Consider the following 20498-nt stretch of genomic DNA (forward strand, 5'->3'; position numbering starts at 1 on the left):
GCGCCGTTGCATTTTAGCCAGCCTCGATCGTGAGGCCTTCCCTTCGCTCGGATGAAATTATGGCGAAAGTTCCGTCACAACGCGGAGATTCGTCGGTGGCGAAGAAAAAGAACGGGCCGATTGAAGTAACCGAGCTGATAGCGACAGCGATGCGAGAAAATTGCAACCACCGATAATATCATCGCGGAAGGAACTCCTCCCGATGAGGTATTCTGCGGGGTCGATCCGGTTACTCCGCCGCATTCGCCGTCGTCGGTTGCGGCATCTTCGCTTCACCGGCGCGGGGCAGCTGCACAGGTTTCAGCATGATGGCCGCCACAAGGCCGATCAGGGCAATAGCACAGGAGGTCATGAAGAGCGGCGAGAACGCGGCGGCATAGACATCGGCGACAGCCTGGCGGCTTGCTTCGGGAAGGGCGGCCATCATCTTCGGCGTCAGCTGCTCGATATCGATAACACCGGGAATGGAGACGCCGACCTTGTCGAGCTGAGAGGCGATGATGGCGCCATAGATGGAAATGGCGATCGATGCACCTCCCATGCGCGACAGCGTCACCGAACCGGTGGCGGCGCCGACATCGCGGGCCGGCGCTGCATTCTGTACGCCGATGATGGGAACCTGCTGGGCAAGGCCGATGCCGATGCCATGCAGCATCATGATCGCCCCGATGAAGGCGATCGGCGTTCCCGCGTGGATCTGCGACATCAGCGCAAAGGCGATGGCGCTGCAGGTCAGGCTTGCGATGGCAAAGGGCTTGTAACGCCCCGTTTTTGAGATGATGCGGCCTGCGGACAGCGATCCGCAGACGAGGCCGCCCGTCAGAAGAATGAAGAGCGCGCCGGCGGCAGAGGGCGAAAGGCCGGTGGTGGTCTGCAGGAAGAGGGCGAGATAGTTGACCATGCCGATGGCGATGGCGCCGCCCATGATCGACATCACCAGGAGCAGGCTGAATGTCGAATTGCGAAAGAGCTGTAGGGGAACGATCGGTTCCGGCGCGCGGCGTTCGACGAGCACCCAGGCGACGGCGCAAACGATACCGAAGGCGATGATGACGATGCTCTGTGGCGAGACCAATGCGCCGAAGAGTTCGCTGCTGTCGGTGGCAAGCACGATGCTGGTCGTCGTCAGGGCGAGAAGCAGCGCACCGGCATAATCGATCTTGGGCCGGCGATGCGGTTTGCGATAGGGCAGCATCACGGCAAGGCCGGCAAGTGCGATTAAGCCGATCGGCACGTTGACGAGGAAAATCGAGCGCCAGCCGAAAAGGTCGCTCATCGTGCCGCCAAGCACCGGTCCGATCGCACCTGACGCCATCAACACGAGGCTGGAATAGCTTTGGTAGCGGGCCCGCTCGCGCGGCTCGAACAGATCGGCATTGACGGAGAAGATCGACACCATGATGCCGCCGCCGCCAAGGCCCTGTAGCACGCGGGCGGCGATCAGCGTGTTCATGGAGACCGCAAGGCCGCAGACCGCCGAGCCGACAGTGAAGATCATGATCGCCGTCATCATCACGTATTTGCGCCCGAAGAGATCGCCAAGCTTGCCATAAACCGGCATGACGGCGCTCAGCGACAGCAGATAGGCCGAGCCGATCCAGCCGAAGCGCTCCAGATGGCCGAACTCGCCGACGATCGTTGGCAGCGCCGTGGAAACGATCTGATTATCTAGTGTCGCCATGAACATGGCCGTCATCAGGAAGAAGAAGAGGATGAGCCGGCGACGAGGATCCGTCACGAGCGGCGCAGGCGCGAGTTGCATATCCATGGAGCATCATTCCGGGTTGGGTAGATTTTTATGTGCTAACAGCATGTATTTGTCAATGGCACATTAATGACATCGGCATATTCAAATTCCGCCGCGGCTCTGTTATGGTCCCGGCATGAACGAAGTGCTGACCAAGACCATTTCCACCGAGCCAGAGCCGGTTGAGGAAAACGTGCCTCGCATCGGCCGGAGCATGGGGCGCATGCGGTTGATGACCGGGCGGCGATTGATCGGCCGGCTGGCGATCCAGAGTGCTGCACCGGGCCTTGAACTTTCGCATCTCGACGTGCTCGATGCGGTGCGGAGGGCAAAGCCTGCCGGCGAGGTCACCGTCGGCATGATCGCGGAGATGCTGCGCATCGATCCGTCACGGGCTAGCCGGGTGGTGGCCGACATGGTCGGGCGGAACGTGCTGCGCCGCGAAGCTTCGCAGGCCGATGCGCGACGGATTGTCGTTGTCATGACCGAGGTCGGCCAGAATCTGCTGGCCGAGATCGTCGCGCAGAAACTCGCGATCATCTCCGAGATCGTCTCCGACTGGCCTGAGCAGGATGTCGCTCGTTTCGCAATGCTTTTCGAGCGTTTCATCGGCGGTTACGAGGCGGTCTTCCGGTCGCGCGACAAGGATACGCCGGGCTAGAGCATGATGCCGAAAAGTGTGTGCGGTTTTCGGGCGACATCCTGTTCTAGTGGCGCTCGAAGGGAAATGGCGCCGATCCGCCGGCGCCCCTTCCCCTCGACCCCCGGTTTGCGCTAAGGGCAATGCCCATGAGCCCATCCACCTTCACCATTCTCCTCGGCGGCGAACTCAGCCTGACGGAGCGCCTGCGCCAAGCCATCGGCGGCAGCCGTTCCATCGCGGCCGATGGCGGCATGCGGCATGCGGTGGCACTCGGTATCGAGCCGGAGCTCTGGGTCGGCGATTTCGATTCGACGCCTGATGATCTCGAGGGTGCCTTTCCCGATGTGCCGAAACAGCCCTATCCCGCGGCAAAGGCGGCGACGGATGGCGAAATCGCCGTGTCGGAAGCGATCGCGCGGGGTGCGCGGCGGCTGATTCTGGCCGGTGCTCTTGGCGGCGAACGCTCGGACCACGCGCTTCAGCATCTGCTGTCGGCCGTCAGTCTGGCGGAGGAGGGTTTCGACGTGCTGCTGACCTCGGGCAAGGAAGAGGCAGTGCCGCTGCTTGCCGGGACGGTCGAGCTGGATCTTCCCAAGGGGAGCCTGTTTTCCGTGCTCGGGTTCAGCGAGCTGACCGGGCTTTCCATCGAGAATGCGCGTTATCCGCTGGCCGATTTCCATCTGCCTTTCGGCTCGTCGCGCACCATTTCCAATGTTGCGGAAAGCAAGATTCGCTTTTCGCTCCGCAGCGGCCGGGCGATCGTGCTCGCCAGGCCCTATGATCTTTCCGGAGTCTGATTTTTGGCCCCTCCCATTCTGAAACTCGACGATATCTTCCTGAGCTTCGGCGGCGCACCGCTGCTGGCTGGTGCTAGCCTGCAGATCGAGCCCGGGGACAAAATCTGCTTGGTCGGGCGCAACGGCTCGGGAAAATCGACGCTGCTGAAGATCGCCGCCGGCCTGGTCGAGGCGCAGTCTGGCGAAGTCTTCCGTCATCCTTCCTCGACGGTGCGCTATCTCGAACAGGCGCCGGATTTTGCCGGCTTCAACACCGTCCATGCCTATGCCGAAGCCGGTCTCGGGCCGGGCGACGACCCTTATCGCGTCACCTATCTGCTGTCGCATCTCGGGCTGACCGGCGAGGAACATCCGAGCATGCTGTCCGGCGGCGAATCGCGTCGGGCCGCCCTTGCCCGCGTGTTGGCGCCGGAGCCCGATATTCTCCTGCTCGACGAGCCGACCAACCATCTCGACCTGCCGACCATCGAATGGCTGGAAGGCGAGTTGCAGAAGACGCGCAGCGCCCTGGTGCTGATCTCGCACGACCGACGTTTTCTCGAAAAGGTCTCGACGGCAACCGTCTGGCTCGACCGCGGCACCTCGCGCCGGCTCGACAGGGGATTTTCGCATTTCGAGGCCTGGCGCGACCAGGTGCTGGAGGCCGAGGAGCTGGAGCAGCATAAACTCGGCAAGGCGATCGAGCGCGAGGAGCACTGGCTGCGTTATGGAGTCACGGCGCGGCGCAAGCGCAACATGCGCCGCCTCGGCGAGTTGCAGACGATGCGCTCGAATTATCGCGGCCATAAGGGGCCGCAGGGCTCGGTGCAGGCGACGGCTTCGGACGCGCAGGAATCCGGCAAGCTGGTGATCGAAGCTCACAAGATCACCAAAAGCTTCGGCGACCGGGCAATCGTCACGCCCTTCTCGATCCGCGTGCACCGCGGCGATTGCATCGGTCTGGTTGGGCCGAATGGTGCCGGCAAGACGACGCTCTTGAAGATGTTGACCGGTCAGCTTTCCCCGGATAGCGGCACGATCAAGCTCGGCACCAATCTGGAGATCGCCACACTCGACCAGAAACGCGAGGATCTCGATCCCGAGGATACGCTCGCCAACTACCTGACGGATGGGCGCGGCGAAAACCTGCTCGTCAACGGCGAACAGCGTCATGTCACCGGCTACATGAAGGAGTTCCTGTTCCAGCCGGAACAGGCGCGGACGCCGATCAGAAGCCTTTCCGGCGGCGAGCGCGCCCGGCTGATGCTGGCGCGGATTCTCTCGCGCCCTACGAACCTGTTGATCCTCGACGAACCGACCAACGATCTCGATATCGAGACGCTCGACCTGCTGCAGGAAATCGTCGCTGGCTTTCCCGGCACCGTCATTCTCGTCAGCCATGACCGCGATTTCCTCGACCGCACCGTGACCTCGACGATCGCACCTGCCATGGCGGACGCACCTGACGGCCGCTGGATCGAATATGCCGGCGGCTATTCGGACATGCTTGCGCAGCGCAAGGGCGCGATCGAGGAGCGCAAGCGGGCCGAGAAGGCGGCGGAGAGGCCGAAGACCCAGGAGGCAGCGTCTTCTGCTGGAAGTTCGAGGGGCAAGCTTTCCTTCAAGCAGAAATTCGCGCTGGAAAATCTGCCGAAGGACATGGCGAAAGCCGAAGCCGAGATCGCCAAGCGCGAACAGGTGATGGCCGATCCCAATCTTTTCACGCGCGATCCCGTAGCTTTCAACCGGCTTGCCGTCGAGATGGAAAAACTACGCGCCGGCCTGATGAAAATGGAGGAGGAGTGGCTGGAGCTCGAAATGCTGCGCGAAGAGCTGGAAGGCTGAGGCTTCGCAAACTCGCAGTCTCACCTTTCCTTGATTGGCCAGTGTATCGACGCGCGGCATAGAGTGTCGCCCGGCAGCTGGGGATAGCGCCGATAGCAATGGCGACAAGGAAAAGTCATATGTCTCGCAAGGCCTATTCCAAGATTTTCACAGCACTTGCCGGCGGCGGTCTTGTCGCGATTGCGCTCTCGCAGGCCGCACAGGCGCGGGATGGCAACCGCGTTCGCGTTCGTGGCACCATCGAAAGCCTCAGTGGCGATAGTCTCGTCGTCAAGACGCGCGAAGGCAGCGATGCGATAATTACGCTGAAAGCCGGCTGGAAAGTCGGCGGCATCAAAAAAGCCTCGGTCGAGGATATCAAGCCCGGCGATTTCGTCGGGGTCGCCTCGCTTCCGAAAGGCGCCGGCCCTGACGGGGCGATCGAGGTATTAATCTTTCCGGCGTCGATGAAGGGGACCGGCGAGGGCAACCGTCCCTGGGATGCTCAGCCGAACAGCCAGATGACCAATGCGACCGTCAGCAATGCCGTCAAATCCGTCGACGGCCACACGATCACGCTGACCTATCAAAGCAAGGAAAAAACCATCACGATTGCCGACGGCACGCCGATCGTGACCTTGGCGCCGGCGACCAAGGACGATCTGAAGGCCGGCGCCAGCGTCATCGTCACCGGCGAGAAGGCGGCAGACGGCAGCATCTCGGCCAGCCAGGTGGCCGTCGGCCTGAATGGCATCACGCCGCCGATGTGACCAGCGTGAAATTCAAAGTGATATAGTGTCTATCGGACGCACGGCGCTCTACAGCGCCGGCGCGGGCATGGCGGCAGCGCCTGTACTGGCGCTGGTGCCGGTCTGAGCGACTTGCTGTTGCTGCTGCGGTTCCTCAGATCTTGCCGGCAGCGCCTGCAGATGCAGTACGCGCGGCTTGAGCGCCTCGAGATAGGCCTCGGAGCGGCCGATGTAAATCATGCCGCTTTCCGGCATGGAGGTCAGCAGTTTGGCCATCATCTCCTGCCATTCCGGCTCCATGCCTTCCAGCACTTCGTCGAAGATGATCCAGCGCGGGCGCACAAGAAGCAGACGGGCAAAGCCGATCGCCTTCTGTTCATCGCTGTCGAGCAGCTTGTCCCAACGGGCGCGGGTATCGAGCCTTGCGATCAGCGAATGCAGGCCGGCTCTGTCGAGGGCCGTCTCGACAGCGGCTCGCTCGTAGGCATCAGGACTTGCGGGAAAGGCCAGCGCCTCGCGCAGCGTGCCGCCGGGAACATAAGCGATCTGCGGGACGAACAGCATGTCGTCGATCGGCGGCAGGCCCATCGTGCCGCTGCCGCACGGCCAGAGGCCGGCCATCGCCTGGAAGAGTAGCTTGCGGTTGACGCTGTGATCGCCGTTGATCATGATTTTTTCGCCGGCCTTGATCACGACATCGGTTTCACGCAGGCGGAAACCGCCGCATTCGTCGATCTCTTCACCGATCTTGGCAACGATCACCACATCCTTCAACGTCAGCGTGTCGGGCGCAGTGTTTTCATAGGCGATGCCGTCCTTCTGGGCGAATTCCTCCTCCATGTCGAGCAGCGCCTGGCGGAAATCGGTGACGCGCATCAGTGTCGCGCGCCATTCGGCGATCGGGCCAAAGTTGGCGACATACCAGCGCAGCGCCGTGTTGACCTGATTGAAGGCGCCGACCGACATCATCAGCTGGCCGAGGGTGAGGCCGCCGGAGAAATAGGCGGGGGCGGCGACGATGATCGGGATGACGATCACCAGCCAGCCGTAGCCGGCCGAAACCCAGGTGAGGTTGGTATTGGCCATGGCGAGCCGCTTGACGACCCTCAGTACCGAGCTGATGTCGGTGTTGATGCGCCGGCGCTCATTCTCCTCGCCGCGGGCGACGGTGATCGCCGGCATGTTCTCGTTGGCGTGCATCAACGTGAAGCGAAGCTCGGCCTCCTTCGAGAAGCGGTCGGCATTCAGCTTGACCAGTTTGCGGCCGACGACCTGGCTCAGCACCGAGGCGGAGGCGGCGTAGAAAATCGCCGCCCAGACCATGTAGCCGGGAATGGAGAAGCTGTGGCCGCTGATGTGGAAGATGAAGCCGCTGGAAAGCTCCCAGAGCACGCCGATGAAGCTCACCAGAAGAATGGTCGACTGCAGCAGGCCGAGAACGAGCCCTGTCGTGCTTTCGGCGAGGTTGCGGGAATCCTCATGCAGGCGCTGGTCCGGATTGACGCCGATCAGACCGCTCGAAGCAAGCCGCAGTGCCCGCTTGCGCTTCAGCCACTGATCGACGAGGTCGCGCGACAGGCCCTCGCGCATATAGAGCGCGGTCATCTGATTCAGCCATGCCTGCAGCACGTTGAGCAGCAGCAGCGTGCCGGCGATCATCGCGAAGATTTCGAGCTGGTGGAAGAATTCACCGAGATCGCGGCGCTCCAGCGAGTCGTAGAAGGGAGCATTCCACTGATTGAGGATGACCTGGCCGTAGGACGTCAACAGGATGACGAGGATCAGCACGGTCGCCAGAAACAGCACCTTGCCACGCACTTGCGAATTCCAGAATGCGGAGAACATAACCCCGAGGCGATTCGTCAGGCTGAGATCATACCCCACCCTGTCGTGCCTTCGGATGCCCGGCCTCCCCTCGATCTTATCTGCCATTACGCTTTTCCAACATCGCCCATGCTTACCATTATTAACATGGTGGCGTTACCGGTCTATCAACAGATTCTATCAGTCATTAAACTGTGATGATGCTTGCATGCATCGCTCCTGCGTGCATTCGGCAGTTGATTCGCGGTCCGACTGGGGCTAATTAAAGCTCCGTGGTGATTTGGCCGGCCGGCTTGCAGCCACGTTAAAAAAGTCGCTAAAGGGCCGCGTGCGGACCGGTAGCGATTTTTTTCGCCGCCGGTTTTTTGTTTTTTTGATCGAGTGACCGCAATGCCCATCAAGATCCCCGATACGCTGCCCGCCTTCGAAACCCTGGTTCAAGAGGGTGTGCGGGTGATGACCGAGACGTTGGCGATCCGTCAGGATATCCGACCGCTGCAGATCGGGCTGCTCAACCTTATGCCGAACAAGATCAAGACCGAACTACAGATGGCCCGACTCGTCGGCGCCTCGCCACTGCAGGTCGAGCTGTCGCTGATCCGCATCGGCGGCCACAAGGCGAAGAACACGTCCGAAGATCATCTGCTCGCCTTCTACCAGACCTGGGAGGAAGTGAAGCACCGCAAGTTCGACGGTTTCATCATCACCGGGGCGCCGATCGAGCTTTTGCCCTATGAAGACGTCACCTATTGGCCGGAAATGCAGCAGATTCTCGACTGGACGGAAACGAACGTGCATTCGACGATGAACGTCTGCTGGGGCGCGATGGCGGCGATCTATCATTTCCACGGTGTTCCGAAATACGAGTTGAAAGAAAAGGCCTTCGGCATCTACCGCCACCGGAACCTGAAGCCATCCTCCATCTATCTCAACGGCTTTTCCGACAATTTCGAGGTGCCAGTGTCGCGTTGGACCGAGGTGCGCCGCGCCGATATCGAGCCATCCGAAAGCCTGGAGATCCTGATGGAATCAGGCGAGATGGGTGTCTGCCTCGTGCACGAAAGGAGGGGGCGGCGGCTCTACATGTTCAATCATGTCGAATATGATTCCACATCGCTTTCCGACGAGTATTTCCGCGACGTCAACGCCGGCGTGCCGATCAAGATGCCGCACAACTACTTCCCGCATAATGATCCGGCGCTGACGCCGCAGAACCGCTGGCGCAGCCATGCGCATCTCCTGTTCGGCAACTGGATCAACGAGATCTACCAGACGACCCCCTTTGATGTGGAGGAGATCGGCACGGACCTCTGAAGCGTCGGACTGCGCCTCGGCCGATGCCGGGGCGTTTCTTCTGATCCGACCGGTTGCGGTTTGGAGCAAATGCGGGCAGGTTCCGCTCCTGAAACCGAAAGCGTTGTGGGTCTTTGTGACGCACAACGCTGAAAAACTTTGAATGAGAATGGACGGTCGATCATGTCGGATAAGTTGGAGCGGGAAGTTTTCGGGCAGACGAAGGCAGGCGAGACCGTCTATCGCGTCGAGATCAAGGGCGGCGGGCTGACGGCCAAGATCATCACCTGGGGCGCGGTCATCCAGGATCTGCGTCTTAACGGACATGAGGCCCCACTGCAGCTCGGTTTCGACGATTTTGACAGCTACCCGCTCCATTCGGCCTATTTTGGCGCGACGCCGGGCCGCTGCGCCAACCGTGTCGGTGGCGGCGCCTTCACGCTCGACGGCAAGGACTGCCAGCTCGAGCTGAACGAAAATGGCGTCACCCATCTGCATGGCGGCAGCGACAATATCGCCAAACGCAACTGGACGGTCGTCGAGCATGAGGTCGACCGGGTGGTGCTGAAGATTGTCGATCCCGATGGCCGCGCCGGCTATCCCGGCAATTGCACCATCCAGGCAACCTTCTGGGTGCACGGCAACGGCGAACTGTCGGTGATCTATGAATCGACCAGCGACCAGCCGACGCTCGCCAATGTCTGCCAGCACGCCTATTTCAATCTCGACGGCCGTGAAGATGCGCTTGGCCACGACATCATGATCGCTGCCGACCACTATCTGCCGACCGACGAGAAACAGGTGCCGACCGGCGAGATCCGTTCCGTCGAGGGCACGGAATTCGATTTCCGCGAGATGGCGCCGATGAAGCGTTTCGTCGGCAGCGAACAGGCCTTGTACGACCATAATTTTTGCCTGTCCGGCGAGCGCACCGCCAAGCGCAGCGTCGCGCTTGCCCGCAGCCTGTATTCCGGTGTGTCGCTGGAAGTGCGCAGCACCGAGCCGGGCGTGCAGTTCTATGCCGGTTTCAAACTGGATACCGGCGCTCCCGGCATCGGCGGGCGCAAGTACGGCCCGTTTGCTGGCTTCTGCCTGGAGACGCAGGTCTGGCCGGATGCCGTCAATCACCAAGGTTTCCCGAATGCGGTGCTGCGCCCCGGCGAAGTGTTGCGCCAGGAGACGGACTATATCTTCACCAAGAGCTGACGTCTTTTTCAGACGCACGGCTCTATGGACGCACGGTTGTCAAATTCTAAAGCGCGTCGCATCAAATTTGATTCATGCGACGCGCTTTAGTCCTTTGTTTTTATGCATGTCGTTATCCCGGAATCGCTGCGCCCTTCTGGGCGACATGCATCAGCGCTATGAACCTCTCCGGTCTCCGGGGAGGTTTTTTCTTGGCCGGGTGCGATTCCGCCTTGTGGATTGGTTCTAGATAGGTTCTATTGTATGCTTATGGATAGAACCAGTCTGATAGCGGAACTGAACAACCGCGGCCTGCGTGACGAGGCGTTGTCCGGCCCGCTCTATAAGCGGCTGGCGCAGGCGCTGACCGGCCTTATTCAGGAAGGCCTGCTGAAGCCTGGCACGGCGCTGCCAGGGGAGCGCGACCTTGCCGAGGCCTTGAAGCTCGGCCGTGTCACCGTGCGCACCGCCTATCGCGATCTGATGGCTTCAGGTGCACTGGAATCGCGCCACGGAAGCGGTACCTTCGTATCGAGCAGAGTGGAGCGTATGGAGCAGTCGCTCTGGCGGCTTTCCTCCTTCTCCGCCGACATGCGTTCGCGTGGGCGTCTGCCAGCCGCGCGGATCTTGTCGCGGGCGGTCAATACGCCGTCGCCGGAGGAATCCTTCCTGCTGGGCCTTGGCGGCGACGAGCCGGTGTTGAGGCTTGACCGGCTGCGTCTCGCCGACGGCCTGCCGCTTGCGATCGAACGCGCCGTGGTGCCGATCAAATTCTTAGGCGGCGATCCCGGCGGCGAGGGGTCGCTCTATGATGCGCTGGCGGCCAACGGTCACAAGCCCGTACGTGCGCTGCAGCGGCTGACCGCAGTTACGCTCGATCCGTCCTCAGCGGCGATCCTGAACGTCAAATCAGGCGCGCCGGCGCTGCTGATCGAACGCGTCTCGCGCCTGGAAGACCAGCGCGTCGTTGAGTACACCCGCTCGCACTATCGCGGCGATGCCTATGATTTCGTTGCCGAATTGAGAATCGGAGATGACCTATGAATGAGAACCAGTCGTTGATGCTGCAGGAAGCCGGCCAATCCCCAGAGGTGGTGGCCACGCTTCTCGAAAAGGAAAAGCCGGCCTTTGCCGAGATCGCCCGGCTGTTTTCGTCCTCCCGCCCGAGCGTGGTAACGACGGCGGCGCGTGGCTCCTCGGACCATGCCGCCACCTTCTTCAAATACCTCTTCGAGATCACCTGCGGCGTCCCGGTCGCCTCGGTCGGCCCGTCGATCGCTTCGGTCTACGGTGCCGCGCTGCATCTGAAGGGGGGTGTGCATTTCACCGTCTCGCAGTCGGGTGCAAGCCCCGACATCATCGCATTGCAGGATGCGGCCAAAAGGGGCGGGGCGACGACGATTGCCGTTGTCAACGTCGCCGACAGTCCGCTTGCCAAGCAAGCCGATATCGTTCTCGGGCTTAATGCCGGCGCGGAAAAGAGCGTCGCGGCGACCAAATCCTTTATCGCTTCCGTCGCCGCCCTTGCCGGCGTGACCGTTGCGGTCGGCGGCGCGTCCGACCTACAGGCTGCGCTTGGCAGGCTGCCGGAGGCGCTTTCGGCAACCGCCGGGATCGACACGGCGGCAGCCGAGGAGGTGCTTTTCAATGCGACCTCGCTCTATATGGCCGGCCGCGGCCCGGCCTTTGCAATCGGGCTCGAAGCGGCGCTGAAGGCCAAGGAAACCTCCGGCCTGCATGCCGAGGCCTTCTCGCTGGCGGAACTGATGCACGGCCCGATGCGCCTGGTGCAGCCGGGCTTTCCGATCATCGCCTTTGCGCCCGACGATGCGGCCTTCGTCAACAACGTTCAAGCGCTGGAGCGCCTGCAGAAGCTCGGCGCCACCACCGTCGGTTTCTCCACGCAGCCGCTTTCCGGGGTCAATCTGCGCGTGCCGACGACGGGCAATGGCCTTATCGATCCGCTGGTGTCGCTGCTCGTCTATTACCGGCTGATCGAGTCGGTGACGCGCCGCAAGGGCTTCGATCCCGACAAGCCGGCGAACCTGCTCAAGGTGACGGAGACGGTCTGATGGTCCGCAAGATCTTCATCGGCGCCCGCATCTTCGATGGCGAGCGCTTCCATGACGAGAAAGCACTCATCGTTGCCGACGGCCGCGTCGAGGCGATCGCTGCTGGAAACGATCTGCCGGACGGCGAGACGGTGACGCTTGCCGGCGGGGTTCTGTCGGCCGGCTTCATCGATGCGCAGGTCAATGGCGGCGCCGGGCGGATGCTGAACGACGAGCCTTCCGTCACCTCGATGGAGATCATCGCTGCTGGACACCGGCCCTATGGCACGACATCGCTCTTGCCGACGCTGATCACCGACACGTCCGAGGCATCCATTGCCGCAATCGAGGCCGCCAAGGAGGCGGTGAAGGCGAACCGTGGCGTCGCCGGCTTGCATCTCGAAGGCCCGCATCTGGCGCCTGCGCGCAAGGGTGCGCATCTGGCCGAACTGATGCGGCCGGTCGAGGATCGAGACGTCAAGGCCTTCATCCGGGCACGCGAGGCGATCGGCACGCTGCTCGTCACCATGGCTGCCGAGCAGGTGACGGTTGCCCAGGTGCGTGAGCTTGCCGAAGCCGGCGTCACCGTCAGTATCGGTCATTCCGATTGTTCGAGCGAGGCAGCGGAACAACGTTTCGATGCCGGAGCGCGCGGCGTCACGCACCTCTTCAACGCCATGAGCCAGCTCGGACACCGTACCCCCGGTCTCGTCGGCGCGGCGATCGATCATCCCTCGATCTGGTGCGGCGTCATTGCCGATGGTCACCATGTCGATCCGAAGGCTTTGCGCACGGCGCTGCGTGCCAAACGCGGCGAAGGCAGACTGTTTTTCGTCACCGATGCGATGTCGCTCGTCGGGTCGGAGAAGGATTCGTTCACGCTGAACGGGCGCGCCGTCCGGCGCGAACGGGGCGGGTTCTGCTCGAAGCTGGTACTATCCGACGGCACGCTGGCCGGTTCCGACGTCGACATGATCTCGACGATTCGCTACGGCGTCACCTATCTCGATCTGACGCTGGCCGAGGCTTTGCGCATGGCAACGCTTTATCCCGCCCGCTTTCTCAGACTGGGCGATCGCGGCCATCTCGCACCAGGCGCGCGCGCCGATCTCGTGCATCTCACCGATGCGCTCTCGGTCACCGCCACCTGGCTCAGCGGCGAAGCGGCTTGACTCAAGGAGAAGTGGGATGACTGACATCACGGATGCCTATTTCTCCAACCTGATCGGCCGGCTGGAAGAATTGAAGCAGACGCTTGCCGAGCCGATGGCGCAGGCGGCGGCGGTTATCCTCGATGCTGCCCACGGCGACAAGCGCGTCTATGTCTTCGGCACTGGCCATTCGCATATGCTGGCGGAAGAGGTGCACTATCGTGCCGGCGGGCTCGCCTTCACCGTGCCGGTGCTCGTCGGCTCGGCGATGCTGCATGAGGGTGCGGTCATCAGTTCGGTCTATGAACGCACGCAGGGCCTGGTTCGGCCCATGTTGGAGCGTTACGGCATGCAGCCGGGCGATGTCATCATCATCGCCTCCAATTCGGGCGTCAATGCCGCGCCGATCGAAGCCGCCGACTACGCGCGAGAAATCGGCGCAAAGGTGATTGCCATCACTTCGATCGCCTATTCCTCAGCGATCGCCAATGGCCGCCGGCGGCTCGCCGACGCGGCCGATGTGGTGCTCGACAATGGGCTGCCACCGGGTGACGCCGTTCTCGACCTCGAAGGCACGGGGCTTCGGGTCGGGCCGGTCTCGACGGCGGTCGGGGTGACGGTCATCAATGCGATCTTCGCCGAGGTCGCCTCCGAGCTTTCGAAATCCGGCGATGCGCCGGTTTATCTCAGCGCCAACATGCCGGGTGCAGCCGAGATCAACCAGAAGCTTGTCCAGAAATACCGGCCGCGCAACCCGCATCTCTGATCAGCATTGTTGGCGGCGGACACAAAAAAGGCCGGTCGGAACCGGCCTTTTGTATGGAATGAACCAGGGATCAGTCCTTGGCGCGTTCGACGTAGGAATTGTCTTCCGTCGCGATGACGACGCGAGTGCCGGCATTGATGTGCGGCGGCACCATGGCGCGCACGCCGTTCGACAGGATGGCCGGCTTGTAGGAGGACGATGCCGTCTGGCCCTTGACGACCGGTTCCGTCTCGGTGATCTCAAGCGTGACGTGGCGAGGCAGCTCGAGTGCCAGCGGAAGGCCTTCATAGATCGAGAGGATGCAGGACATGCCTTCCTGCAGATAGACCTTCTGATCGCCCATAGTGTCGACATCAACCACGACCTGATCGTAGTTGCTCGGGTTCATGAAGTGGAAGCCTTCGCCGTCTTGATAGAGGTACTGGAAGGACACGTCCTCGACGAAGGCGCGCTCGACCTGTTCGGTGGTGCGCCAACGCTCAGCAACCTTCACGCCGTCAACGATGCGGCGCATGTCGACCTGGGTGACCGGCGTACCCTTGCCCGGATGAAAGTTCTGAGCGGTGAGAACGACGTAAAGCTTGCCGTCGACGTCGAGAACGTTGCCCTTGCGGACCGAAGAGGCGATGACCTTGACCATAAGACTTCCTTGTAACTCGGCTTTCGGCGTCGTAGAGAACTGCCGAGACGCCTCGAAGACGCAAATATTTTTCTTTGGGGGCGCAACTAACCTAAAATCCGGGAAATAGCCATCCCCATACCGGCTTCTCCGGCGAAGAAAGCTTGGAATGAACTCTTCGGCGAAAGTGTCCCCCTGGTGGAACCCGTCCGTACACGCCGATCGCCGTCCGTTCCTGATCGGGCGCAATGCGATCCAGGCGGCGTTGCGCGGGTTTTTCGCGCGCGAGGATTTCATCGAGGTGGATACGGCGGTGCTGCAGATCTCCCCGGGCAACGAGGCGCATCTGCATGCCTTCGCCACCGAAGCACTGACGACGGACGGGCAAAAGGCGCCATTCTATCTGCACACCTCGCCGGAATTCGCCTGCAAGAAGTTGCTTGCGGCGGGTGAGGAGCGCATCTCGTGTTTTGCCCATGTCTATCGCAATCGCGAGCGCGGGCCGCTGCACCATCCTGAATTCACCATGCTTGAATGGTATCGGGCCGGCGAAAGCTACGAGAGCCTGATGATGGATTGTGTGCGGATCCTGGCGCTCGCGGCCGAAACGGTAAAGACTGAAAAACTTGCCTATCGCGGTGGCGAAAGCGATCCCTTCGCCGGTCCGGAGCGGATTGGCGTTGCCGAAGCATTCGAGCGTCATGCCGGCATCGATCTTCTCGCCTCGGTCGCCGCCGACGGGTCGACCGATCGCGATCATCTGGCGGCAGAGATGAAGCGCGCCGGCATGCGTGTTGCCGATGACGATGGCTGGGCCGATCTGTTCAGCCGGGTGCTGGTCGAAAAGATCGAGCCGCATCTCGGCTTCGGCCGCATCACCATCCTCGACGAATATCCGATCTCGGAGGCTGCACTTGCGCGTCCCTCGCCACGCGATCCCAGGGTTGCCGAGCGGTTCGAACTCTACGCCTGCGGCGTCGAGCTTGCGAACGGCTTCGGCGAGCTCACCAATGCTGCCGAACAGCGCCGGCGGTTCGAGATCGAAATGGCCGAGAAGGCGCGTGTCTACGACGAAACCTATCCGATTGACGAGGACTTCCTTGCCGCAGTTTCGCTGATGCGTGAGGCAAGCGGCATCGCGCTCGGCTTCGACCGGCTGGTGATGCTGGCGACGGGAGCATCGCGCATCGATCAGGTGCTCTGGGCGCCGGTTGCGGAGTACGGAAGATGAATGCCGTCAAACCGCTCAAAAGCGTCGACGATCTGGTGATGGCAGGGCTGGTCGCGCCCGCCGATCGCGCAACGCTCGAGCAGGTTGCGGCGCGTTACGCGATCGCGCTGACACCTGTGATCAGCGAGCTCATCGACCTCACCGATCCTGATGATCCGATCGCACGGCAATTCGTGCCTGACATAGCCGAACTCACGATCGCCCGAGAAGAACGCGCCGATCCGATCGGCGATCATGCCCATAGCCCCGTCGAAGGCATCGTTCACCGCTATCCCGATCGTGTGTTGCTCAAGGCCGTGCATGTCTGCCCGGTTTATTGCCGCTTCTGCTTCCGGCGCGAAATGGTCGGGCCGCAGGGCCTCGGCACGCTCGATGCGGCGGCGATGCGGGCAGCCTTCGATTACATCAGAGATCACGAGGAGATTTGGGAGGTCATCCTCACCGGTGGCGATCCGCTGGTGCTTTCTCCACGCCGCCTCCATGACATCATGGAGGCGCTTGCCGGGATCGCCCATGTGAAGATCGTGCGATTCCACACTCGTGTTCCTGTTGTCGATCCCGGGAAGATCGATGCGGCAATGATCGCCGCGCTGAAGGCGAGCGGCAAAACGGTCTATGTGGCGCTGCATGCCAACCATGTCAGAGAACTGACGGCGGAAGCGCGTGCTGCCTGCGCCCGCCTCGTCGATGCCGGTATCGCCATGGTCAGCCAGTCGGTGCTGCTCAAGGGCGTCAACGACGATCCCGACGTGCTTGCGGCGCTGATGAAGGCCTTCGTCGAAATCCGCGTCAAACCCTATTACCTGCATCATCTTGATCTGGCGCCCGGCACCGGCCATTTCAGAGTGACGATCGAAGAGGGACAGAGGATCGTCGCCGCGTTGCGTGGGCAGATTTCCGGTCTCTGCCAGCCGGCCTACATCCTCGATATACCGGGTGGTCACGGCAAGGCCGTTGTTAGTGGAAGCGCCATCCGGGCTAGCGGTGACGGGTGTTATTCCGTCTCGGATTATCGCGGCGGCGAACATTCCTATCCGCCCGCGGATTGACGCAAACGGGTGCTTTTCGTGTCATTTCTGTACTCGCTGCGCTCCAAACTGCGGCGTCCGTCGCGCTCGAAACGAGTTTAAACGACTGATATAAAACTATTATTGCCGCTTGCATCGAAATGGTCGCTAAAATTCTAACTGTGAGCGCTAATCAAATTTAACCCAATAAATTAGCGGAATTTTCTGTTTTCCGCACTAAAAGAACGCTCATGACAAGGCGATGAACGCCGGTTCGGGATCATGAGAATCTTGGAGTGATGGGATGCATAAGACAATCCGCGACCTCGTAGCCAAATACGGCAAACTTCCTGCGTCGATCGACCAGGTCGCCGACGATGCCGATCTTTATGCGGCCGGTCTGACATCCTTTGCTTCGGTGCAGCTGATGCTCGGCATCGAAGAGGCGTTCGACATCGAATTTCCCGACAATCTCCTGAACCGCAAATCCTTCGCGAGCATCTCGGCCATCGCCAGGACCGTCGATCTCATCCGGGACAGCCGGAAGGTCGCCTGATGAACTTCCCCGTCAAGATCATGCAGGACGGTCTTGTCGCTCGGGTCGCACGCGTCGCCGAAATCGCAGCGAAACACGCCGATGCGGTCGACGTCGAAGCCCGCTTCCCTAGCGAAGCCGTGGATGCGATGAAGGCCGAAAGGCTGCTCGGCATCCAGGTGCCGCGCCAATTCGGCGGCGAATCCGCCTCGATCACCGAGATCGCCGAATTGTGCTCGATGCTCGGCCAAGCCTGTGCGGCAAGCGCCATGGTCTTCGCCATGCATCACATCAAGCTGTCGAGTCTCGTTGAACACGGCGCCGACAGCGAATGGCACCGCGGCTTCATGCGCCGCATTGCCGCCGAGCAGTTGCTGATCGCATCGGCCACCACCGAAGGTGGTATCGGCGGAAACCTTCGCAACAGCATTTGCGCGGTCGAGGTCGATGGTGACACCTGCCGCCTCGAAAAGGATGCGACCGTCATTTCCTACGGTTCACATGCCGACGCCATTCTCATCACCTCGCGTGCCCATGCGCAGGCGGCTTCCTCCGATCAGGTGCTGACGGCCTTCCTCAAGGACCAGTACACGCTCGAGAAAACGCATGTCTGGAATACGCTCGGCATGCGCGGCACCTGCTCCGACGGATTCCTCTTCAAGGGGCAAGCGTCGGCGCATCAGATCCTGCCGAAGCCTTTCGCGGAGATCGCCGCGCAATCCATGCTCGCCTCCTCGCATCTGTTGTGGAGCGGCGTCTGGTACGGCATCGCGGTCGACGCCGTCGTCCGCGCCCAGGCTTTCGTGCGCGCTGCCGCCCGCAAGGCGCCGGATGCGCAGCCGCCGGGCGCGCTGCGCCTGGCCGAGGTTTCGAACCTGCTGCAGATGGTGAAATCCAATGTGGTTGCCGGCCTCAAGGCCTATGAGGATGCCAAGGTCGATGTCGACCGGCTGTCTTCGATGGGATTTGCGGTGGCGATGAACAACGTCAAGATCGCCTCGTCCGAGACGATCCTGGAGATCGTCAACCACGCCATGCTGATCTGCGGCATCATGGGCTACAAGAATGGCACGCCCTTCAGCCTTGGACGCCATCTGCGCGACGCGCACTCCGCACAGCTGATGATTTCGAACGACCGCATCCTCGGCAATACGTCGAGCATGCTTCTTGTCCATAAGCAGGACACTAGCCTACTGGGGTGACAGTCATGGATATGCAGACCTCGTTTCTGGACCGGCTTTTCGAAGCCGGGCTGCTGATCGATACCGGCATCGATGGGCTCTATGGCCGCAGCGGCCAGTTCGAAGAGGTGATCGCTGCCTTCGAGCGCCTAATCGACACGTTCGGCGGCGCCGACGGCGCGGAGGCCATGCGCTTTCCGCCCGGCATGAACCGCGCCTTCTTCGAGACGAGCGGCTACATGAAGAGTTTTCCGCAGCTCGCCGGCACGGTGCACAGCTTCTGCGGCAGCGAACTGGATCATGTCAGTCTGCTGCAATGCATGGAGGTCGGCGAGGACTGGACCAAGGGGCAGGAGGCGACCGACATCGTGTTGACGCCGGCCGCCTGTTATCCACTCTATCCAACGATCGCCAAGCGCGGCAACCTGCCGAAGACGGGCGGCCTCTTCGACCTGCAATCCTATTGCTTCCGCCACGAACCGTCGAAGGATCCGGCCCGCCAGCAGCTGTTTCGCATGCGCGAATATGTCTGCATGGGCACCGAAGAGCACGTTACCGATTTCCGCCAGCGCTGGATGGATCGCGGTGTCGAGATGATGAAGGCCGTCGGCCTCGAGGTGACGATCGATATCGCCAACGATCCGTTCTTCGGCCGCGCCGGCAAGATGCTCGCCAACAACCAGCGCGACCAGAACCTGAAATTCGAACTGCTGATCCCGATCACCTCGACCGCCAATCCGACCGCCTGCATGAGCTTCAACTACCATCAGGATGCCTTCGGGACGAAATGGGGTCTCAATCTTGAAGACGGCAGTGTCGCCCACACCGCCTGCGTCGGCTTCGGACTGGAGCGCATCGCGCTGGCTCTCTTCCATCATCACGGGCTCGATGTGAAGGAATGGCCGGCCAGCGTACGGAAAGCGCTGTGGGGTTGAGCCGGTCGATGACATCGGTATTTTCGGGAATCGACCCGGAGACCTATCGTCAGCACGCGCTGCATTCCGGCGAGCGTACCTGGCCGGAAACCAATTGCTATGTCGATCTCTGGATCGAGGTGCTGGCGACCTCAGGCGTTGCGCCCGAGGCGATGCTCGGTTTCACCCTGACGCAGGATTTCGAGGGCGACCAGTTCACCTTCTTCAAGGTGCCGCTCGAAGATCTCGAAGCGCTCTACGGCATTCGCGCGACCGAGCTTGCCATTTACGACCGCGTCGAACGCCATGTCGAAGTTCAGATCGCGCGGGGCCGTCTCTGCCTGATCGAGATGGATTCCTTCTACATGCCGGATACGCGCGGGACCGCCTACCTGTTGGAGCACGGCAAGACGACGGTGGCCATCAACCGGCTGGATGTTGCCGCCAAGCGTGTCGATTATTTCCACAATGCCGGCTATTTCCGCCTCGAAGGCGAGGATTTCAACGGGCTGTTCCAGCTGCAGCTGACGGAGAATGAGCCGCCGTTCCTGCCCTATGCGGAATTTGCCCGGTTCCCGGAAAAGCCCGCTGATGAAAAGTATCTGCGCGCGACCGCCCGGCGGCTTGCCGGCGTTCATTTCAACAGGCGTCCCAGCGAAAATCCGATCCGTGCATTTGCAAGCGTTTTTCCGCAGCAGGTCGAAGCGGTGGCGGAGCGGCCGTTCGGCTTCTTCCACAAATATGCCTTCAATACGCTTCGCCAGGTGGGCGCCAATTTCGAGCTGGCGGCCGATTATCTGGTCTGGCTTTCTGCTGATGAATTCGCCGCGGCCGCCGAGCATGCCCGGCGCATTTCGGATACGGCGAAATCCGTGCAGTTCCAGCTTGCCCGTGCCATCGCTCGCCGGAAGTTCGAACCGCTGCAGGCAGCCCTTGATCCGGCTGCCGATGCATGGGATTCCATGATGGCGTCGCTTGCGGGGCGAATCTGAGGCCGGAGAT

At 61.5% G+C, this 20498-nt stretch carries 19 protein-coding genes and 1 riboswitch; of the genes, 16 read left to right on the top strand and 3 right to left on the bottom strand.

Going from position 1 to position 20498, the window contains the following annotated elements; all coding sequences use genetic code 11:
* Window positions 1-229: 229 nt before the first annotated feature.
* Window positions 230-1768 carry an MDR family MFS transporter gene (locus HJB89_RS13965; protein ID WP_207582222.1) on the bottom strand — a complete coding sequence of 513 codons (1539 nt, stop codon included), beginning with the start codon at window positions 1766-1768 and terminating at the stop codon, window positions 230-232.
* 115 nt (window positions 1769-1883) lie between these two features.
* On the opposite strand from HJB89_RS13965, the gene HJB89_RS13970 reads away from it, so the two are divergent.
* From HJB89_RS13970 to HJB89_RS13985, 4 genes are all read left to right on the top strand, one after another.
* Window positions 1884-2408, top strand: a complete 525-nt coding sequence (locus HJB89_RS13970; protein ID WP_207582221.1) for a MarR family winged helix-turn-helix transcriptional regulator — start codon at window positions 1884-1886, stop codon at window positions 2406-2408.
* Window positions 2409-2530: 122 nt separating this feature from the next.
* Window positions 2531-3187, top strand: a complete 657-nt coding sequence (locus HJB89_RS13975; protein WP_207582220.1) for a thiamine diphosphokinase — start codon at window positions 2531-2533, stop codon at window positions 3185-3187.
* Window positions 3188-3190: 3 nt separating this feature from the next.
* Window positions 3191-5011 carry an ABC-F family ATP-binding cassette domain-containing protein gene (locus tag HJB89_RS13980; RefSeq protein ID WP_207582219.1) on the top strand — a complete coding sequence of 607 codons (1821 nt, stop codon included), beginning with the start codon at window positions 3191-3193 and terminating at the stop codon, window positions 5009-5011.
* A 119-nt stretch (window positions 5012-5130) separates the two neighbouring features.
* The gene (locus HJB89_RS13985; RefSeq protein ID WP_221115432.1) at window positions 5131-5760 is read left to right on the top strand and encodes a hypothetical protein; all 630 of its coding nucleotides are present in this window, start codon (window positions 5131-5133) and stop codon (window positions 5758-5760) included.
* 48 nt (window positions 5761-5808) lie between these two features.
* Here HJB89_RS13985 and HJB89_RS13990 read toward each other — a convergent pair whose 3' ends face one another.
* Entirely contained in the window at window positions 5809-7671 is a 1863-nt protein-coding gene (locus tag HJB89_RS13990; protein ID WP_207582217.1) for an ABC transporter ATP-binding protein/permease, read from the bottom strand.
* Between the two features lie 154 nt (window positions 7672-7825).
* Window positions 7826-7903, top strand: a riboswitch (SAM riboswitch).
* A gap of 50 nt (window positions 7904-7953) precedes the next feature.
* Here HJB89_RS13990 and metA point away from each other — a divergent pair.
* The 6 genes from metA to HJB89_RS14020 all read left to right on the top strand — a co-directional run bounded on the left by metA (window position 7954) and on the right by HJB89_RS14020 (window position 14009).
* Entirely contained in the window at window positions 7954-8877 is a 924-nt protein-coding gene (metA, locus tag HJB89_RS13995; RefSeq protein WP_207582216.1) for a homoserine O-succinyltransferase, read from the top strand.
* A 162-nt stretch (window positions 8878-9039) separates the two neighbouring features.
* Entirely contained in the window at window positions 9040-10062 is a 1023-nt protein-coding gene (locus HJB89_RS14000; RefSeq protein ID WP_221150086.1) for an aldose epimerase family protein, read from the top strand.
* A gap of 249 nt (window positions 10063-10311) precedes the next feature.
* Window positions 10312-11085: a GntR family transcriptional regulator gene (locus HJB89_RS14005; protein WP_207582214.1), complete on the top strand. Its 774-nt coding sequence runs from the start codon at window positions 10312-10314 to the stop codon at window positions 11083-11085.
* Window positions 11082-12113, top strand: coding sequence for an SIS domain-containing protein (locus tag HJB89_RS14010; protein WP_207582213.1), 1032 nt, complete (start codon window positions 11082-11084; stop codon window positions 12111-12113). The genes HJB89_RS14005 and HJB89_RS14010 overlap by 4 nt, the downstream gene beginning before the upstream one ends.
* A complete protein-coding gene (gene nagA, locus HJB89_RS14015; RefSeq protein WP_207582212.1) occupies window positions 12113-13264 on the top strand; it encodes an N-acetylglucosamine-6-phosphate deacetylase in 1152 nt (383 codons plus the stop codon). Before HJB89_RS14010 ends, nagA begins: the two co-directional genes overlap by 1 nt.
* Window positions 13265-13280: 16 nt before the next feature.
* Entirely contained in the window at window positions 13281-14009 is a 729-nt protein-coding gene (locus HJB89_RS14020; protein WP_207582211.1) for an SIS domain-containing protein, read from the top strand.
* 70 nt (window positions 14010-14079) lie between these two features.
* Here HJB89_RS14020 and efp read toward each other — a convergent pair whose 3' ends face one another.
* Window positions 14080-14649: an elongation factor P gene (gene efp, locus HJB89_RS14025; protein WP_207582210.1), complete on the bottom strand. Its 570-nt coding sequence runs from the start codon at window positions 14647-14649 to the stop codon at window positions 14080-14082.
* Window positions 14650-14797: 148 nt separating this feature from the next.
* Between efp and epmA the strand changes: the two genes are divergently transcribed.
* From epmA to HJB89_RS14055, 6 genes are all read left to right on the top strand, one after another.
* Window positions 14798-15859 (top strand): EF-P lysine aminoacylase EpmA, encoded by a 1062-nt coding sequence (epmA, locus tag HJB89_RS14030; RefSeq protein ID WP_207582209.1) that lies wholly within the window; start codon window positions 14798-14800, stop codon window positions 15857-15859.
* Window positions 15856-16908, top strand: a complete 1053-nt coding sequence (locus HJB89_RS14035) for a lysine-2,3-aminomutase-like protein (RefSeq protein ID WP_221131636.1) — start codon at window positions 15856-15858, stop codon at window positions 16906-16908. Before epmA ends, HJB89_RS14035 begins: the two co-directional genes overlap by 4 nt.
* A 262-nt stretch (window positions 16909-17170) precedes the next feature.
* Window positions 17171-17422, top strand: coding sequence for an acyl carrier protein (locus tag HJB89_RS14040; protein ID WP_209880691.1), 252 nt, complete (start codon window positions 17171-17173; stop codon window positions 17420-17422).
* A complete protein-coding gene (locus HJB89_RS14045) occupies window positions 17422-18603 on the top strand; it encodes an acyl-CoA dehydrogenase family protein (RefSeq protein WP_221140100.1) in 1182 nt (393 codons plus the stop codon). Before HJB89_RS14040 ends, HJB89_RS14045 begins: the two co-directional genes overlap by 1 nt.
* 5 nt (window positions 18604-18608) lie before the next feature.
* Window positions 18609-19517 (top strand): amino acid--[acyl-carrier-protein] ligase, encoded by a 909-nt coding sequence (locus HJB89_RS14050; protein WP_207582206.1) that lies wholly within the window; start codon window positions 18609-18611, stop codon window positions 19515-19517.
* Window positions 19508-20488, top strand: a complete 981-nt coding sequence (locus tag HJB89_RS14055) for a DUF1839 family protein (protein ID WP_207584402.1) — start codon at window positions 19508-19510, stop codon at window positions 20486-20488. Before HJB89_RS14050 ends, HJB89_RS14055 begins: the two co-directional genes overlap by 10 nt.
* Window positions 20489-20498: the final 10 nt, after the last annotated feature.

It is taken from the genome of Rhizobium sp. NZLR8, from assembly GCF_019685025.1.
Taxonomy (GTDB): Bacteria; Pseudomonadota; Alphaproteobacteria; order Rhizobiales; family Rhizobiaceae; genus Rhizobium.

Coding starts and splice junctions, on each gene's coding strand:
- HJB89_RS13965 (WP_207582222.1), bottom strand. CDS start 1,768: ATGGATATGCAACTCGCGCCTGCGCCGCTCGTGACGGATCCTCGTCGC.
- HJB89_RS13970 (WP_207582221.1), top strand. CDS start 1,884: ATGAACGAAGTGCTGACCAAGACCATTTCCACCGAGCCAGAGCCGGTT.
- HJB89_RS13975 (WP_207582220.1), top strand. CDS start 2,531: ATGCCCATGAGCCCATCCACCTTCACCATTCTCCTCGGCGGCGAACTC.
- HJB89_RS13985 (WP_221115432.1), top strand. CDS start 5,131: ATGTCTCGCAAGGCCTATTCCAAGATTTTCACAGCACTTGCCGGCGGC.
- HJB89_RS13990 (WP_207582217.1), bottom strand. CDS start 7,671: ATGGCAGATAAGATCGAGGGGAGGCCGGGCATCCGAAGGCACGACAGG.
- metA (WP_207582216.1), top strand. CDS start 7,954: ATGCCCATCAAGATCCCCGATACGCTGCCCGCCTTCGAAACCCTGGTT.
- HJB89_RS14000 (WP_221150086.1), top strand. CDS start 9,040: ATGTCGGATAAGTTGGAGCGGGAAGTTTTCGGGCAGACGAAGGCAGGC.
- HJB89_RS14005 (WP_207582214.1), top strand. CDS start 10,312: ATGGATAGAACCAGTCTGATAGCGGAACTGAACAACCGCGGCCTGCGT.
- HJB89_RS14010 (WP_207582213.1), top strand. CDS start 11,082: ATGAATGAGAACCAGTCGTTGATGCTGCAGGAAGCCGGCCAATCCCCA.
- nagA (WP_207582212.1), top strand. CDS start 12,113: ATGGTCCGCAAGATCTTCATCGGCGCCCGCATCTTCGATGGCGAGCGC.
- HJB89_RS14020 (WP_207582211.1), top strand. CDS start 13,281: ATGACTGACATCACGGATGCCTATTTCTCCAACCTGATCGGCCGGCTG.
- efp (WP_207582210.1), bottom strand. CDS start 14,649: ATGGTCAAGGTCATCGCCTCTTCGGTCCGCAAGGGCAACGTTCTCGAC.
- epmA (WP_207582209.1), top strand. CDS start 14,798: ATGAACTCTTCGGCGAAAGTGTCCCCCTGGTGGAACCCGTCCGTACAC.
- HJB89_RS14035 (WP_221131636.1), top strand. CDS start 15,856: ATGAATGCCGTCAAACCGCTCAAAAGCGTCGACGATCTGGTGATGGCA.
- HJB89_RS14040 (WP_209880691.1), top strand. CDS start 17,171: ATGCATAAGACAATCCGCGACCTCGTAGCCAAATACGGCAAACTTCCT.
- HJB89_RS14045 (WP_221140100.1), top strand. CDS start 17,422: ATGAACTTCCCCGTCAAGATCATGCAGGACGGTCTTGTCGCTCGGGTC.
- HJB89_RS14050 (WP_207582206.1), top strand. CDS start 18,609: ATGGATATGCAGACCTCGTTTCTGGACCGGCTTTTCGAAGCCGGGCTG.